The organism is Citrobacter sp. Cf132 (assembly GCF_030333885.1).
GTDB classification, from domain to species: Bacteria; Pseudomonadota; Gammaproteobacteria; order Enterobacterales; family Enterobacteriaceae; genus Citrobacter; species Citrobacter freundii.
Genome location: NZ_JAOWFA010000059.1, coordinates 18,576 through 33,612 on the forward strand (window position 1 = coordinate 18,576; position 15,037 = coordinate 33,612).

Annotated in this window: 14 protein-coding genes and 1 pseudogene; 6 read left to right on the plus strand and 9 right to left on the minus strand. The window is 52.5% G+C overall.

The annotated features are described in order from the left end of the window. Positions 1–127: 127 nt before the first annotated feature. The 3 genes from OGV85_RS17550 to msrP are packed head-to-tail and all read right to left on the minus strand — an operon-like array spanning position 128 to position 3,293. Positions 128–1,615: a carboxypeptidase M32 gene (locus OGV85_RS17550; protein ID WP_061548245.1), complete on the minus strand. Its 1,488-nt coding sequence runs from the start codon at positions 1,613–1,615 to the stop codon at positions 128–130. Positions 1,616–1,662: 47 nt separating this feature from the next. Continuing rightward, positions 1,663–2,289 carry a protein-methionine-sulfoxide reductase heme-binding subunit MsrQ gene (msrQ, locus tag OGV85_RS17555; protein ID WP_286553788.1) on the minus strand — a complete coding sequence of 209 codons (627 nt, stop codon included), beginning with the start codon at positions 2,287–2,289 and terminating at the stop codon, positions 1,663–1,665. Continuing rightward, positions 2,289–3,293, minus strand: a complete 1,005-nt coding sequence (msrP, locus tag OGV85_RS17560) for a protein-methionine-sulfoxide reductase catalytic subunit MsrP (RefSeq protein ID WP_003028929.1) — start codon at positions 3,291–3,293, stop codon at positions 2,289–2,291. Before msrP ends, msrQ begins: the two co-directional genes overlap by 1 nt. A gap of 189 nt (positions 3,294–3,482) precedes the next feature. Here msrP and OGV85_RS17565 point away from each other — a divergent pair, with 189 nt between their 5' ends. The 3 genes from OGV85_RS17565 to OGV85_RS17575 all read left to right on the plus strand — a co-directional run bounded on the left by OGV85_RS17565 (position 3,483) and on the right by OGV85_RS17575 (position 6,525). After that, entirely contained in the window at positions 3,483–4,205 is a 723-nt protein-coding gene (locus OGV85_RS17565) for a winged helix-turn-helix domain-containing protein (protein ID WP_003028928.1), read from the plus strand. Next, positions 4,202–5,692 carry a sensor histidine kinase gene (locus OGV85_RS17570; RefSeq protein WP_003028927.1) on the plus strand — a complete coding sequence of 497 codons (1,491 nt, stop codon included), beginning with the start codon at positions 4,202–4,204 and terminating at the stop codon, positions 5,690–5,692. The genes OGV85_RS17565 and OGV85_RS17570 overlap by 4 nt, the downstream gene beginning before the upstream one ends. A 143-nt stretch (positions 5,693–5,835) precedes the next feature. After that, positions 5,836–6,525 (plus strand): CPBP family intramembrane glutamic endopeptidase, encoded by a 690-nt coding sequence (locus tag OGV85_RS17575; protein WP_003028926.1) that lies wholly within the window; start codon positions 5,836–5,838, stop codon positions 6,523–6,525. A gap of 30 nt (positions 6,526–6,555) precedes the next feature. Here the strand turns inward: OGV85_RS17575 and ynfM are convergent, their stop codons facing one another. After that, positions 6,556–7,809 carry a multidrug efflux MFS transporter YnfM/SxtP(Kp) gene (ynfM, locus tag OGV85_RS17580; protein WP_003028925.1) on the minus strand — a complete coding sequence of 418 codons (1,254 nt, stop codon included), beginning with the start codon at positions 7,807–7,809 and terminating at the stop codon, positions 6,556–6,558. Positions 7,810–7,916: 107 nt separating this feature from the next. On the opposite strand from ynfM, the gene ynfL reads away from it, so the two are divergent. The 3 genes from ynfL (at position 7,917) to bioD (ending at position 10,985) form a co-directional block, all read left to right on the plus strand. Continuing rightward, positions 7,917–8,825, plus strand: coding sequence for a multidrug efflux transcriptional activator YnfL/SxtR(Kp) (ynfL, locus tag OGV85_RS17585; protein ID WP_003028924.1), 909 nt, complete (start codon positions 7,917–7,919; stop codon positions 8,823–8,825). Between the two features lie 118 nt (positions 8,826–8,943). After that, positions 8,944–10,164, plus strand: a complete 1,221-nt coding sequence (gene mlc / locus OGV85_RS17590) for a sugar metabolism global transcriptional regulator Mlc (RefSeq protein WP_003028923.1) — start codon at positions 8,944–8,946, stop codon at positions 10,162–10,164. 125 nt (positions 10,165–10,289) lie between these two features. After that, entirely contained in the window at positions 10,290–10,985 is a 696-nt protein-coding gene (gene bioD, locus OGV85_RS17595) for a dethiobiotin synthase (protein WP_003028922.1), read from the plus strand. Here bioD and clcB read toward each other — a convergent pair. From clcB to OGV85_RS17620, 5 genes and pseudogenes are all read right to left on the minus strand, one after another. Further along, a complete protein-coding gene (gene clcB, locus OGV85_RS17600) occupies positions 10,941–12,230 on the minus strand; it encodes a voltage-gated ClC-type chloride channel ClcB (protein WP_032933007.1) in 1,290 nt (429 codons plus the stop codon). The two genes, bioD and clcB, sit on opposite strands and share 45 nt — an antisense overlap. A 119-nt stretch (positions 12,231–12,349) precedes the next feature. Next, positions 12,350–12,964, minus strand: coding sequence for a Tat proofreading chaperone DmsD (gene dmsD / locus OGV85_RS17605; RefSeq protein WP_003028918.1), 615 nt, complete (start codon positions 12,962–12,964; stop codon positions 12,350–12,352). Between the two features lie 42 nt (positions 12,965–13,006). Beyond that, complete coding sequence (locus OGV85_RS17610; RefSeq protein WP_061548246.1) at positions 13,007–13,861, minus strand: dimethyl sulfoxide reductase anchor subunit family protein; 855 nt, start codon at positions 13,859–13,861, stop codon at positions 13,007–13,009. A 1-nt stretch (position 13,862) separates the two neighbouring features. Beyond that, complete coding sequence (locus OGV85_RS17615) at positions 13,863–14,480, minus strand: DMSO/selenate family reductase complex B subunit (protein WP_061548247.1); 618 nt, start codon at positions 14,478–14,480, stop codon at positions 13,863–13,865. Between the two features lie 10 nt (positions 14,481–14,490). Continuing rightward, positions 14,491–14,967: pseudogene (locus OGV85_RS17620) on the minus strand (molybdopterin dinucleotide binding domain-containing protein); the annotation flags it as partial. Positions 14,968–15,037: the final 70 nt, after the last annotated feature.

Below are 15,037 nucleotides of genomic sequence, written 5' to 3' on the forward strand. Positions count from 1 at the left end.
TCGATTTGGTTTTTCATTCAACCCCACTGCGGGGCCGTTGAAATAACTATATCGCTGTAATCACAGGGCTTCCGTGAGTCATTGGTATCGGCGTGTAACGATATGTACAATGACTCACGGTATGAGATTACAAATAGCGGGCTTCCAGGTGGGTGCGGAAATAACGGCTGCTAAGCGGCTCTCCGGTGGCCTGGGTAATAAGCTGTTCAGTGGTGAAACGGCTGCCATGCTGCCAGATGTTCTGACGTAACCAGTCAAACAGGGGAGCAAACTCACCTTGCGCAATAGACTGATTCAAATCAGGTAATGCGCGGTTAGCGGCACTGAACAACTGCGCCGCATACATAGCGCCCAAGGTATAGGAAGGGAAGTAGCCAAAGCCGCCGTCGGTCCAGTGAATATCCTGCATACAACCGTTACGATAGTTTCCGATCGTTGACAGCCCCAGCCAGGCCTGCATTTTCTCATTCCACAATGCCGGGATATCATCCACTTCAATATCGCCATTAATGAGCGCACGTTCGATTTCATAACGCAGGATCACGTGAGCGGGATAGCTCACCTCGTCAGCATCAACACGGATAAACCCGGGTTTGACCTGCTGGTTCCAGGCGATGAAATTGCTTTCTTCAAATGCAGCCTGATCGCCAAAGTAGCGCGTTACAGCAGGAATTAACCGTGTCAGAAAGGCTTTACTGCGTCCCAGTTGCATCTCAAAGAACAGACTCTGGGACTCATGAATGGCGGTGGAACGTGCCAGAGCGATAGGTTGCCCTGACCAGTTACGCGGAAGATTTTGCTCATAGCGGGCGTGACCGGTTTCATGGATCACGCCAAACAGCGCACTGAGCAATTCGTTTTCATCATAGCGGGTGGTAATGCGAACATCTTCTGGTACGCCGCCACAGAAGGGATGTGCACTGATATCCAGCCGACCAGCGGTAAAGTCGAAACCTAGCTGTGCCATTGTTTCAAGACCCAACTCTCGCTGTACAGCTGTTGGGAAGGGGCCTACCGGGGCGATGAGCGACTGTTGAGATTGCTTTGCCACTACCTTGTTTAGCAGGTCGGGTAGCCAGCTTTTAACGTCCGCGAAAAGGTTGTCCAACTGCGCGCTGGTCATTCCCGGTTCAAAAATGTCCAGTAACGCGTCATACGGCGAACACCCTTTAGCTTCTGCGCGCAGTCGGGCTTCTTCGCGGCTATACTTCACAACCTCTTTCAGGTTTTCGGAAAATCCTTCCCAGTCATTTGCCGGTCGCTGGCTACGCCAGGCATGCTCGCAGCGGCTTCCCGCAAGTGATTTTGCTTCTACCAACGATTCCGGCAACAGGGATGCCTGGTGATGCAGTCGCGACATTTCGCGCAGGTTCGCCTGTTCTACATCGTTGAGGTCTTCCTGTTGTGCTGCGGAGATCCACATTGCCACTTTTGGATCGGTTAACAGTTGGTGTTCAAGCACGCTCAGCTCGGCCAGCGCTTCGCCGCGGGCTTTGCTTCCTCCTGACGGCATCATGGTAAACATGTCCCAACTGGCGATTGCCGAGAGGTGGGAGAAGCGAGAGAGCCGCTGGAACGTGCGGGTGAGCTGATGGTAATTATCATTGTTACTCATTTTTTGTTCTCGTTCTGTTTAGGTGTGGTTAAGAAGTTTACCGTGATTCACTCACTTTTCATAAACACACCTTTATACCTGGTTTTTCGTAAAAGTTTTTTATAGCGAAAAGCCAACAGAACCACAAAACAGATGCCGTAGATAATAGGGTGCGGTGATAACACTTTTACCGACCACAGGTAATGCAGCGGTAGCAAAATGGCGGCCAGGTAGACGTAGTTGTGCAATGTTTGCCAGCGTTTGCCCATTTTACGCTGCGCGGCTTGCGTGGAGGTCAACGTCAACAGGAATAAGATAATCCAGCCGGTCATGCCCAGGGTTAGCCATGGGCGTGAAACCAGTTCACGACCCAACAATCCCAGATTTTGTATACCCAGTTCCAGCAGAGCATAGCTGGCCATATGCAGTGTGGCCCATGCAAAGCACCATAAACCTAACAACCGCCGGGTACGAAACAACAAAGGCTGCTTTGCATAGCGTGCAAGCGGGGATACCAGCAGAGTAGCAAGCAAAAACTTTAGCGCGGTAATGCCCGTAAAGTGCTGGATATCTTTTCCCGGGTCGGCACCCAACCCGCCATGCTGCGCGGCCCAAAAGAGCCATAGCAGGGGTAAAAAACCGGCGAGATGCAGCAGCACTTTCAGGCCGGTTATCTGTTTTGCGGTCAACCTCACTAAAAATACTCCCGAAGATCCATACCCCGATATAACGATGCCACCTCATCGGCATAACCATTAAAAGGTAACGTGGGCTGTCGCTGTACATCAAGAATGCCACCCGAACCGATAAACCGTTCAGTAGCCTGAGACCAACGAGGGTGATCGACCTGCGGATTTACGTTGGCGTAAAAACCGTATTCATTCGGTGCTGACATATTCCAGGTCGTCGGCGGCTGCTCACGCGTCAGCGTAATACTGACTATCGATTTAATGCCCTTGAAGCCGTACTTCCAGGGTACGGTCAAGCGTATCGGCGCCCCATTTTGCGGCGGCAATGCTTTGCCATATACGCCTACGGTCAGCAGTGTTAGCGGATGCATGGCTTCATCCAAACGCAGACCTTCAACATAGGGATATTTTAACCCACCGCCAATGAAGCGATCTTTCTGGCCGGGCATTTCATCAGGGGCGTAGCGAGTTTCAAAGGCGACGTATTTGGCGTGACTGGTTGGCTCAACCAGCGCCAATAATTTATGCAAAGGAAATCCGATCCACGGCACAACCATCGACCATGCTTCAACGCAACGCATCCGGTAAATACGCTCTTCTAACGGAAAGCGAGTGGTCAGCGCATCATGATCCAAGGTTAAAGGTTTGTTGACCTCTCCGTTGATCGTCAATGTCCAGGGATCGGTTTTCAGACTACCGGCATTGGCGGCAGGATCTGCTTTATCCAGACCAAATTCATAGAAATTGTTGTAGCCCGTCACCTTGTCTTCTGGCGTCAGAGACAGGCTGTTTTGCCAGCGCTCGGGCTTTGTAAATTCGAGCGCTTTGCCTGCGGGTGCTGGTGGACGATCGTTGCCTTTAAACCAATCCAACAAATTAGCCCGTGTAGGGGAAGACAGCGTGGCCGCCGCCGCGCCTATCCCAAGTGCTTTGAGGATTTGTCGTCGTTGCATAAAAAAAACTGATTCGGCTGTAACATCAGCTTCCCGAAGTGGACGTTTTTTCTGCATAACTTTTCCTTTTTATTTTCATGTTAAGGAAAACAAAGCGACGTTTCCCTGTTGATGCCTGGTGTGTCTATAACGACATACTGCGCGTATGCGTATCCCTGGATCCTCACGAAAAGTTAAAAATTTTGTGATAACTTCCGCCCCTTGCCTGAGGTAAGCTTTCAGCACGACGAGAGGGGGATGACACTGATGGCAGGCGCGAAAAAGATATTTTTGGTGGAAGATGACAGCGATATTGCCTCACTTTTGCAGCTTAGCCTGAAGGATGAGGGTTACGAGATAGTTCATGAAGCGGACGGCACGCGAGCGCTTGAACAACTGGAGAAACACGTTTGGGATGCCGTTATCCTCGATTTGATGCTGCCAGGTGTCGACGGGCTGGAGATTTGTCGTCGCATTCGCCAAATGAGTTTTTATTTGCCCGTTATTATTATCAGCGCCCGGACCAGCGAAACGCACCGTGTATTGGGGTTGGAAATGGGGGCCGATGATTATCTGGCCAAGCCTTTCTCGGTGCTGGAGTTGATGGCTCGGGTGAAGGCGTTGTTTCGCCGTCAGGAAGCGATGAGTCAGAACCTGCGTATGGAGGCGGGGATTATCACCGTTCATGGCGTAGAGATTGACCCTTTAGCCCGGGAAGTTCGGCTGCATGGTAAATCCCTCGATTTGACACCGCGAGAATTCGATCTGCTCTATTTTTTCGCCCGTCATCCAGGCGAGGTCTTTTCGCGCCAGGCGCTGTTAGATCAGGTGTGGGGCTACCAGCATGAAGGGTATGAGCATACGGTGAACAGTCATATTAATCGTCTGCGGACCAAAATTGAAAAGGATGCTGCGGAGCCGGAAATTATTCTCACGGTTTGGGGACGAGGCTATAAGCTTGCTGCGGTTAATGCGGAGCATCAGCCATGATTTATCGCCTGTCGCTGAGCCAGCGTCTGACTCTGGTCTTTACCGCCATTATGCTGATTTGTGCGGTTGCCGTCAGTGCTGTCCAGGTTCGCAGTAGCAAACAATATGGCGACGCGATGGTGCAAAGGCTCTCGCTGGAGCTGGCGAGCAAGATTGTCAAAAGTGAGTCGCTTATTGATGCCAGCGGGCAGGTTAATCGCCAGACCTTAAAAGGATTGTTTAATCACCTGATGACGCTCAACCCCAGCGTGGAGCTGTATCTGGTTTCACCATCAGGTGAAATACTCGCTGATGCCGCACCGCCGGGGCATATCCAGCGGCAGAAAATTAGCGTGCAGCCGATTCAGGATTTCCTTAACTCAGATGCGTTGCCCGTATATGGCAACGATCCGCGCAGCAGCCAGCAAAAGGTATTCAGCGCCGCGCCGGTTTTATATAACGGTGAGCTGCATGGCTATTTGTACATTATTCTGCAGGGCGAAGATCTGAATATGTTGGCGAATACCGCCTGGCAAAAAACGCTCTGGAATACCGTGGCCTGGACGTTAATACTGGTTTTATTAGCCGGCGGAATTGCAGGTTTTCTGGTGTGGCGATGGGTGACGAATCCAGTGAAAAGGTTGACTGGGCAGGTGGTCAAACTGGAACAGGACAGCATTAGCGTCATCAAACAGCTGGCGCAAAAAAATCCCGATCCGGCCCCGGCAAATGAAATTGCGTTGCTGAACAATGCGTTTATCGAGTTAGCGCAGAAAATTGCGCAGCAGTGGGATCTATTAGCGGACAGCGATCGTCAGCGCAGAGAGTTTATAGCCAATATTTCGCACGATTTACGCACGCCGCTGACTTCATTGCTGGGGTATCTGGAAATGCTGTCGCTGAAAGCCGATACGATGACGCCGGAGGAAAACCGGCATTATCTTAGTATCGCGCTGCGCCAGGGACATAAAGTTCGTCATCTGTCACAACAGCTGTTTGAGCTGGCAAGACTGGAGCATGGCGGTATAAAACCGCAGCGTGAACGTTTTGCTATTGGTGAATTGATCCAGGATGTGGCACAGAAATTTGATCTCCCTGTTGCCACGCGTCATTTGCAGTTGCACCTTGACGTAATGGGGCCGTTACCGCTGGTGAATGCCGATTTATCGATGATAGAAAGAGTTGTGACGAATCTGCTGGATAACGCTATCCGTCATACGCCTGACGGAGGTGAAGTGCGGCTAAAAGTCTGGCGTGATGCAGACCGTTTATTAGCCGAAGTGCAGGACAGCGGGCCTGGGGTAGAAGAAGCTGTGCGAGAAGTATTGTTTCAGCGCCCGACCGCGTTAGTTCCCCGTGAGCAGAGGGCTGAGCGCGGCGGCTTGGGCTTACTGATCGTGCGTAGAATGCTCGAGCTGCATGGAGGGGATATCAGCCTGGTTAGCTCAACGGCAGGGGCCTGCTTCCGTTTTTCGTTGCCGCTGGCGGATTCTCCCCTGAGTAGTTGACGGTGAAGTTCCGGAGTAAAGAGGGTTTTGGCATTGCCCCAATGGGCATTGCGTAAAAGTTGGTAGGTTGTCAGTGATAATGAGAATTTTTATCATGTATCAGTAATTCATCAACTTATCTTCGATGAGCGCAAGGAGATTGTATGTCACAGGATGCCGACAACCTGTATATCGCCAGGACCAAAGCAGTAGCTGGCTGCTTTTCAATGTTTTTACTGATGTTTGGTCTCACGTTTACCCCGTTGTTTTTCCCCGCGAGTCAGGACCTGCTTGCCAAAGGGCTACTTTTCCCGCTGTTGTTTGCATTGGAATTTGTTGTGCTGGTTCCGCTGTATTACTTCTTCTTCAGAAAAAGAGAGGGGCTGGGCAAAGGCATTTTCAACGCCAGGTGGTTTACCATTTTGTTCGCGGCGCTGCTGTTTATTCAGCTTATCCTGCCATTGATTTTGGGTCTCAGACAAACCGAAGCGTGGGTGACCAGCCAAATATCTTTAAGTAGTTACGCATTGTGGTTATCTACGTTGACTCTGATATTTATTGCGCCAGTTTATGAAGAAATTGTTTTCAGAGGCTGTTTATTCAACGCGTTCCAGTACTGGTTCAATAATAAAACCTGGCTGTCGTCAGTGGTGGTATCGGTCATTTTTGCCATCATGCATACGCAGTATGTGGATCTACGTACGTTGCTGATGTTGTTTCTTGTGTCGCAGGTTTTGATCATCGCCAGACTGAAAAGCAACGGCCTGTTGATGCCGATCATGCTGCATATAGTGATGAACGGGACGGTTATTGCTCTGCAAATGGGAGCCCAGACGTTACTGCCTGATTCATAAAGGCGATGCCCGGAATCCGGGCATCGGGGATTATACGTGCAGACGATGGTGCAAACGTGCGCCGACCAGCAACGCCAGCACCAGCATCAGGGCGATAAATCCGCCCACGCCGTTCCAGCCGTAGCTGTGCCAGAATACGCCGCCGAGCGTACCGGCAATACTGGATCCCAGATAATAGCTGAACAGATACAGGGAAGAAGCCTGGCCTTTAGCGCGTTTTGCCCGTGGTCCAATCCAGCTACTTGCTACGGAGTGCGCGGCAAAAAAACCGGCTGAAAAGAGCAGCATCCCGGCGAAGATCAGCCATAGCGATGTGAACAGGGTCATCAACAGTCCAACCAGCATCACGCCAGTTGAAAAGAGCATTACCGGGCCACGGCCATAACGAGTGGTCATAGAACCTGCTTTTGGCGAACTCCAGGTCCCGGTCAGATACGCCACAGATAACAGACCGACAACCGCCTGGCTGAGCTCCCACGGAGAGAGCATCAGGCGGTAGCCGATGTAATTAAACAGCGTGACAAACGATCCCATCAGTAAAAAACCTTCCGCAAACAGCAGCGGCAAGCCTCTGTCGCGCCAGTGCAAGCGGAAGTTGATAAACAACGTTTTCGGGCGCAGCGACGTTGGTCTGAAATGACGAGATTCCGGCAGGATTTTCCAGAACATCAGCGCAGAGGCAAGGGCAAAACAGCCGATCGCCGCCAGCGCGATACGCCAGTTAAAAAAGTCGGTAAACACGCCGCTGATCAAGCGACCACTCATACCGCCAATCGAGTTACCGCTGATATACAAGCCCATTGAGAAGGCGACGAAACTGGGATGAATCTCTTCACTCAGATAGGTCATCCCTACCGCCGCGACGCCGCTCAGTGAAAGTCCTATCAGCGCCCGCATGATTAAAATACCGTGCCAGCTGGTCATCATTGTTGAAAGGAGCGTACAACAAGAGGCGAGCAGCAGCGCGGTAACCATCACCGGCTTGCGGCCAATAGCATCTGAAAGTGGGCCGGTAAACAGTAACCCTATCGCCAGCATCGCCGTTGAAATGGAGAGCGAAATACTACTGCTGGCAGGAGAGACACCAAACTCGTGCGAAAGCACAGGCAGTATGGGTTGTACGCAATAGAGGAGGGCAAAAGTCGCCAGTCCGGCGGAAAACAGCGCCAGCGTGACACGCATAAATGGGGATGTTCCGCGTTTGATAAAACCATCCGGCGGGGTAACTATCTGTTCATCAACATCGCTTGTTGGCGCGGTATCGACAGTTGTTGTACGGCTCACTTGAAATCCTTGCTCATCCAATTACATCTACAGGACCAGCCTTAAGAGTATGAAAATCACAATATTCTGTCTAATATATTAATAATCTCAAATAATATTTTAAAAATATGAATATCGAACTGCGTCATTTACGTTACTTTGTGGCCGTTGCCGAAGAGTTGCATTTTGGTCGGGCGGCAGCGCGATTAAACATTTCGCAACCGCCGCTAAGCCAGCAGATCCAGATCCTTGAACAGCAGGTTGGCGCCCGGTTACTTGCCCGAACTAACCGTAGCGTGGCGCTGACCTCTGCTGGAAAGCAGTTTCTGGCAGACTGTCGGCAGATCCTTGGACTGGTTAATGAAGCCGCCGCCAGGGCTGAGCGTTTGCATTTGGGAGAAGCAGGGGAATTGCGTATCGGGTTTACGTCGTCGGCGCCGTTTATCAAAGCCGTTTCAGATACGTTATCTCTGTTTCGCCAAAGCTACCCTGCAGTGCATATGCAAACCCGCGAAATGAACACACGTGAGCAAATTGCCCCGCTCAATGAAGGGACGCTGGATTTGGGACTTCTGCGCAATACGCAGCTTCCGGAAACGCTGGAGCGTGAAATCATTCTGCATGAACCACTGATGGCGATGATCCCTCGCGCGCATCCGTTGGCGCAAAAACCCGTGGTCACGTTGGCCGAGCTGGCGAATGAGCCATTTGTCTTTTTTGATCCCCATGTAGGGACAGGGTTGTATGACGATATTCTTGGCCTGATGCGTCGCTATGGACTAAAACCGACGATTGCGCAGGAGGTCGGCGAAGCGATGACTATCATCGGGCTGGTGGCTGCAGGATTAGGGGTTTCTATACTTCCTGCTTCTTTTAAACGGGTGCAGCTATATGAAATGTGTTGGATCCCGATAGCGGAAGAAGATGCTGTCTCGGAAATGTGGTTAGTGTGGCCAAAGCATCATGAGCAAAGTCACGCCGCGCAACGTTTTCGTGAGCAGCTGCTGGCGGCCGTTCAGGCGATTAATTTAGTTTAAAAATGAGTGAAAATGTGCAGTAAATCACAAGGCTAAGTAAAAAGTTGACGGGAGCCATTGAAGTGCTTCACCATAGCCCGCAGATTATTTCGGAGCGCGAAAATAAAGGGAGTAAGTGGTGGTTGCTGATAGTCAGCCTGGGCATATCGATCAAATTAAGCAGACCAATGCTGGCGCGGTTTATCGCCTGATTGATCAGCTGGGTCCGGTATCGCGTATTGATCTCTCTCGCCTGGCGCAATTGGCGCCTGCCAGTATTACTAAAATTGTCCGCGAAATGCTCGAAGCGCACCTGGTGCAAGAGCTGGAAATCAAGGAAGCGGGCAGCCGTGGGCGTCCGGCAGTTGGGCTGGTTGTTGAAACGGAAGCCTGGCACTATTTATCCATCCGTATCAGTCGCGGCGAGATCTTTCTGGCACTGCGCGATCTGAGCAGCAAACTGGTGGTAGAAGATTGTCTTGAAATGGAGCTGGTCAGTGAAACACCGCTTCTGGAACGTGTTATTACCCAGGTCGACCAGTTTTTCATCCGCCATCAACAAAAGCTGGAACGCTTAACCTCCATCGCCATCACCTTACCCGGCATTATTGATACTGAAAACGGTATCGTGCATCGCATGCCATTTTACGAAGATGTCAAAGAGATGCCGCTGGGCCAGGCGCTTGAGAACCATACTGGCGTACCGGTCTATATTCAGCATGATATTAGCGCCTGGACCATGGCTGAGGCGCTTTTCGGCGCATCGCGTGGTGCGCGCGACGTCATTCAGGTGGTGATCGATCATAACGTGGGTGCCGGGGTGATCACTGACGGTCATTTACTGCATGCAGGCAGCAGTAGCCTGGTGGAAATTGGCCATACGCAGGTGGATCCGTACGGTAAACGCTGCTACTGCGGTAACCATGGTTGTCTGGAAACGATCGCCAGCGTCGACAGCGTGCTCGAACTGGCGCAGGTGCGCTTGAAGCAGTCAATGAGTTCTTCTTTACACGGACAACCGCTGACGGTAGACGCACTGTGTCTGGCGGCAATGCAGGGTGATTTATTGGCGAAAGATATCATTAGCGGCGTCGGGACCCACGTCGGCAGAATTCTTGCCATCATGGTGAATTTGTTCAACCCGCAAAAGATATTGATTGGGTCTCCGCTCAGTAAAGCGGCAGATATCTTGTTCCCTACCATCGCTGACAGCATTCGTCAGCAGGCACTTCCGGCTTACAGTCAGCATATAGTCGTCGAAAGTACGCAGTTTACCAATCAGGGGACGATGGCGGGGGCGGCGCTCGTTAAGGACGCGATGTATAACGGTTCTTTGTTGATTCGTCTATTACAGGGTTAACATTTTTTAACTGTTGTACGAAAAATTGCGCTATCTCAAGCTGATCCTGGTCGTCATACCTTAGACTTTCTCCACTGTTTTATTTTCCTGACTTATATTTTCAAAGCATAACGGTGGAGTTAGTGATGCTGAAGCGTTTCTTTATTACAGGTACAGACACTTCTGTTGGGAAGACCGTGGTTTCCCGCGCATTACTACAAGCGTTAGCGTCAGGGGGTAAAAGCGTTGCGGGTTACAAACCTGTAGCCAAAGGCAGCAAAGAGACGCCCGAAGGTCTGCGCAACAAAGATGCGCTGGTGCTGCAAAGCGTGTCCACTATCGAACTGCCTTACGAAGCGGTCAACCCGATTGCGCTCAGCGAAGACGAAAGTAGCGTAGCGCATAGTGGTCCGGTCAATTACACCCTGTTATCCAACGGTCTCGCAAGCCTCAGCGAAAAAGTCGATCACGTTGTCGTGGAAGGCACCGGAGGCTGGCGGAGCTTGATGAACGATCTGCGTCCGTTATCGGAATGGGTGGTGCAGGAACAACTGCCGGTGCTGATGGTGGTGGGTATCCAGGAAGGCTGTATTAATCATGCCATCCTCACCGCACAGGCGATTGCCAGCGACGGACTGCCGCTGATTGGCTGGGTCGCGAACCGAATCAACCCGGGGCTGGCGCATTATGCGGAAATCATTGATGTGCTGGGTAAAAAATTACCTGCCCCGCTTATCGGTGAACTGCCTTATCTGCCTCGTGCAGAGCAGCGTGAGCTGTCGCAGTACATCCGTCTGTCAATGCTCGGCAGCGTGCTGTCGGTAGATAGAGTCGTGGCGTAACGTACGCGACAGCACCGACGCCAGGACACAGGCAATCAGTAATCCGGGGAGCAGGCGATACTCCCCGGTCATTTCACAAACCATCAAGGTCGACATTATTGGTGCATGCGTGGTAGCCGCCAGCAGCGTGGCCATCCCGGTTAAGCCCAGCAAAATAGCAATTTCATCCGAGCCCGGAAGCCATAATCCCCATACCTGACCCAGCAGCATGCCCACCGACAAGCCGACAAACAGCGTTGGCGTAAACACGCCACCTGGCGCACCGGATCCACTGCTGGCAAGCACCGCCAGTAATTTGCAGATAAAAATCCCGCTAACTACGGCCAGCAGCGGTGGCGAAAGTAAATATGACTGCACCACGCTGTAGCCATTACCCCAGACCGCAGGCGTGAGCAATGAAAGCAGGCCAACGATCAACCCGCCAAGCGCCAGTTGCCACGGCGGCGAGAGTTTTAAGCGCAAAAAACCATTATGGCTGGCGGTCATCAGCCACATGAAGAGCGGTCCGCAGATGCCAGCAGCCAGACCGGTGCTGACAATCATAACGTATTCCAGAGTATGTAATTCCCGAGACAGGTGAACGGTATACAGCAGTGCATTGCTGTCGCTAAGCAGATTGGTGGTGAGTAATGCGACTACGGCGGACACCACTACCGGTCCCAGTGATGCGAGGATCAGCGTGCCAAACAACACTTCGGCAATAAATAAACTGCCCGCCAGCGGGGCATGATAGGCTCCGGCCATACCCGCTGCGGCGCCGCAGGCAATCCATAACTTCCATTCTGTACGTGGGGTAAAGCGTTGAGCAAAGCAGGAAGCCGCCAGCGCCGCCAGTAAAATCATGGCACCTTCGCGTCCGATAGCGCTCCCGCTGGCGACAACCAGTAACGAGGCCAGCGATTTCACCAGGCTTGCACTGACGTCAAATTGTCCGTCGGTTTGTAGGGCTTCCATATAATCAGTGGGAGCCTGTGGGCGTAAACGGTTAAATTTTTGCCAGCCCCACAGCAGTAATCCAGCCGCCAGACCGCCGAGTGCAGGTGTCAGCATACGCCTTAAAGGCGAAAGGTTTGTCGCAGCGTTGACCAGACTCCCCGTGTTATTGCTCAGAAACAACCATTCGAGAAGCAGCATGGCATGACGAAATCCTGCGACTGCCAGCGCAGCAAGGACGCCAATCAACGCGGCGATCAGCAGACGGCGGAACATGGCGCGCAGGTCAGGATAAGCATGTAAATGATGCATGTGTGGCCAGAGAGGAAGTTTCAGACGTTTTATTTTGCGGCTATTTGACAACAGAAGCAAAAGCTCAGCGTGCGCAACAAGATGCACCACAGGCAGTATGCATCCTGCCTGTGACGAAATTAACGAAACAAAGGCTTATCGGCTACCGGGATCAGTAACTGTGATTGCCACTGTGCCAGCGTCAGACGCGCCAGCTCACCCAGCGCCTGGTAGAACGGGTGATCGGCTTTTTCGATAAATACATTAAGGAAGCGCGATGACCATGGGAACAGATGCCAGGCCAGCAGCTGTTCGCACTCAGTGTGGCGTTCGTTCTCAGCAAGCCAGGCCGTCAGCAACAGTAGTGAACCAAAGTGATCTTCTGGCTCATTTTGCTGCATAGCAAACTGGATACCGTTGTCCCGCATCCACTGACGCAGAGCCAGCGTGGAGTCGCCAAACAACACGTTTTCACGATCCAGCCAGACGGATCCCCAGGGCGGAGAAGGGAGCGCATAAGGGCCAACAAACAGACGTTGCCAGGCCTGCGGGAGAGACTCATCGGCCTCAGCCTGAAACTGTGCAACTAACGGCGAAAGCGTTGTCTTTTCAAGCGGCCACTGCGCCTGCCAACCATCGTTGCTTAACGCACTGACCAGTGCCGAAGCTTCGGCACTGTCTGGGGCATAGTAAAACAGCGCGCCGAGCACACGCGCTGCGGTGGAAAAGTTGTCACGTTGTGAAAAATGGGTCATGCAAACAATCCTGAACAGTGCGGGTTGCCCCGCACCCGAAAATTAACCTGCGACAGCCATTCCGACTGTCATATGTAAACCGTAAAACAAGCCGCGGCCAATGATTTCACCGGCGAGGACGGACACTAAGCCCAGCGCCAGTCCGCCGACGGACGGTTCTTTGCGACGGACAAGCGGGCATATCCAGCAGCCCAGCCCCGCAACCAGCAGGAGGATGCGCCAGATCTGCAGGCTTGCGTAGTCGGGCACCAGCGCGCCGGCGTTTTGTACCGAACTGTGGATTTCGCCGAGCGACAGTCCCTGCAGCACAACAACAGCCACGGTCACCAGTAGGGCCAGCGCGCTGATGCCGGCGAATCTGGCAGGGCTGCAGGAAACACCCGCAGCCCGCAGCAGCAGGGCGGCAAACAGCGGCCCGCTCAGCAGCATCGTCATGAAAAACGCCAGTGTAGTATAGCCGTTATACCAGGTTGGGACGGTGTCTATCTGGTAGACGTTGGTCATCGCATAGACAAATACCAGGCCCAGCAACATGCTCAACAGCAGCCAGATTTTACCTAACGTTGCGGGCATTTTACCGAGAAACGCCACCAGCCACCACAGGCCACCGACGGCGAAAAACAGCGAACCGCTGGCAATTTCGTTACTCAGCGCCGATGCGCCAATTTGGTTCAGCGAGTTAAACGCGCGCAGCGGCGAACCTAAATGCATGACTGAGGCGAGAAAGGCGATGCCCATCACCAGCCACAGAAAAAACATGCTGCGCACAATACGCTGTTTTACCGCATCGTCTTTAGTGGTTAGCCAGCCGTAGCCACTTACGATCAGCGCCCCGGCTACGCACTGGCCCAGCACCGTAAACAGGACCAGCGGCCATTCATGCCATCCATTTCCCATTTTACACCTCCTTTGGATTAGCCAGAAAACCCGTGGTATCCCCGGTCGGGCGGCAATTGGCGTTGGGTTTGATAACAATACTCGGTCTGGTGAAGTGCGCACCCGGCAGCGGGGCGACGGCTGCCAGATCACCATATTTTTTGCGCAGCTCATCAATGGGACCGAAGTCCAGCGCACGCAGCGGACAGGACTCGACGCAGACAGGCTTTTTGCCGTCTGCCACGCGGTCATGACAGCCATCGCACTTGGTCATATGCCCTTTGGCGGCATTGTACTGCGGTGCGCCGTACGGACAGGCCATGTGGCAGTAACGACAGCCAATACACACATCTTCATCAACGACCACAAAACCATCATCACGTTTATGCATAGCCCCGCTGGGGCAAACCTTGGTACAGGCCGGATCTTCACAGTGGTTACAGGCAATGGAGAGGTAGTAGGCGAAAACGTTCTGTCGCCAGACGCCGTTGTCTTCCTGCCAGTCACCTCCGGCGTATTCGTAAATCCGGCGGAAACTGACGTCGGGGGTGAGATCCTTGTAGTCTTTGCAGGCCAGTTCGCAGGTTTTGCATCCGGTGCAACGACTGGAATCAATAAAAAATCCATACTGAGTTGTCATGGGTTAGTCCTTAAACCTTCTCGATCTCGACCAGATTAGTGTGCTGTGGGTTGCCTTTTGCCAGCGGTGAAGGGCGCTGTGTTGTCAGCGTATTGACGCAGGCGCCATGATCAATTTTGTCGCCGGTCATATCGGCATCGTGCCATGCACCCTGGCCCATTGCGCTGACGCCAGGCAGGATCCGCGGCGTCACTTTGGCCGCAATACGTACTTCACCGCGGTCGTTAAAGACCCGCACCATATCGCCGTTTGCAATACCACGCTTTTGGGCATCGACGGGGTTGATCCACACTTCCTGGCGGCAGGACGCCTGCAGAACATCGATATTGCCGTAGCTGGAGTGCGTACGGGATTTGTAATGGAAGCCAAACAACTGCAGCGGAAATGCGCTGCGTTTCGGATCATCCCACCCTTCAAACGTAGAGGCGTAGACGGGAAGCGGGCTAATTACTTCGTCCTTTTGCAACTCCCAGGTGCTTGTAGATTCAATTGGTCAACGCAACAGTTATGTGAAAACATGGGGTTGCGGAGGTTTTTTGAATGAGACGAACATTTAC

Excerpts from the sequence above, each read along its gene's own strand:
- OGV85_RS17550 (WP_061548245.1), bottom strand. The coding sequence starts at position 1,615 with ATGAGTAACAATGATAATTACCATCAGCTCACCCGCACGTTCCAGCGG.
- msrP (WP_003028929.1), bottom strand. The coding sequence starts at position 3,293 with ATGCAGAAAAAACGTCCACTTCGGGAAGCTGATGTTACAGCCGAATCA.
- OGV85_RS17565 (WP_003028928.1), top strand. The coding sequence starts at position 3,483 with ATGGCAGGCGCGAAAAAGATATTTTTGGTGGAAGATGACAGCGATATT.
- OGV85_RS17570 (WP_003028927.1), top strand. The coding sequence starts at position 4,202 with ATGATTTATCGCCTGTCGCTGAGCCAGCGTCTGACTCTGGTCTTTACC.
- OGV85_RS17575 (WP_003028926.1), top strand. The coding sequence starts at position 5,836 with ATGTCACAGGATGCCGACAACCTGTATATCGCCAGGACCAAAGCAGTA.
- ynfL (WP_003028924.1), top strand. The coding sequence starts at position 7,917 with ATGAATATCGAACTGCGTCATTTACGTTACTTTGTGGCCGTTGCCGAA.
- bioD (WP_003028922.1), top strand. The coding sequence starts at position 10,290 with ATGCTGAAGCGTTTCTTTATTACAGGTACAGACACTTCTGTTGGGAAG.
- clcB (WP_032933007.1), bottom strand. The coding sequence starts at position 12,230 with ATGCATCATTTACATGCTTATCCTGACCTGCGCGCCATGTTCCGCCGT.
- dmsD (WP_003028918.1), bottom strand. The coding sequence starts at position 12,964 with ATGACCCATTTTTCACAACGTGACAACTTTTCCACCGCAGCGCGTGTG.
- OGV85_RS17610 (WP_061548246.1), bottom strand. The coding sequence starts at position 13,861 with ATGGGAAATGGATGGCATGAATGGCCGCTGGTCCTGTTTACGGTGCTG.
- OGV85_RS17615 (WP_061548247.1), bottom strand. The coding sequence starts at position 14,480 with ATGACAACTCAGTATGGATTTTTTATTGATTCCAGTCGTTGCACCGGA.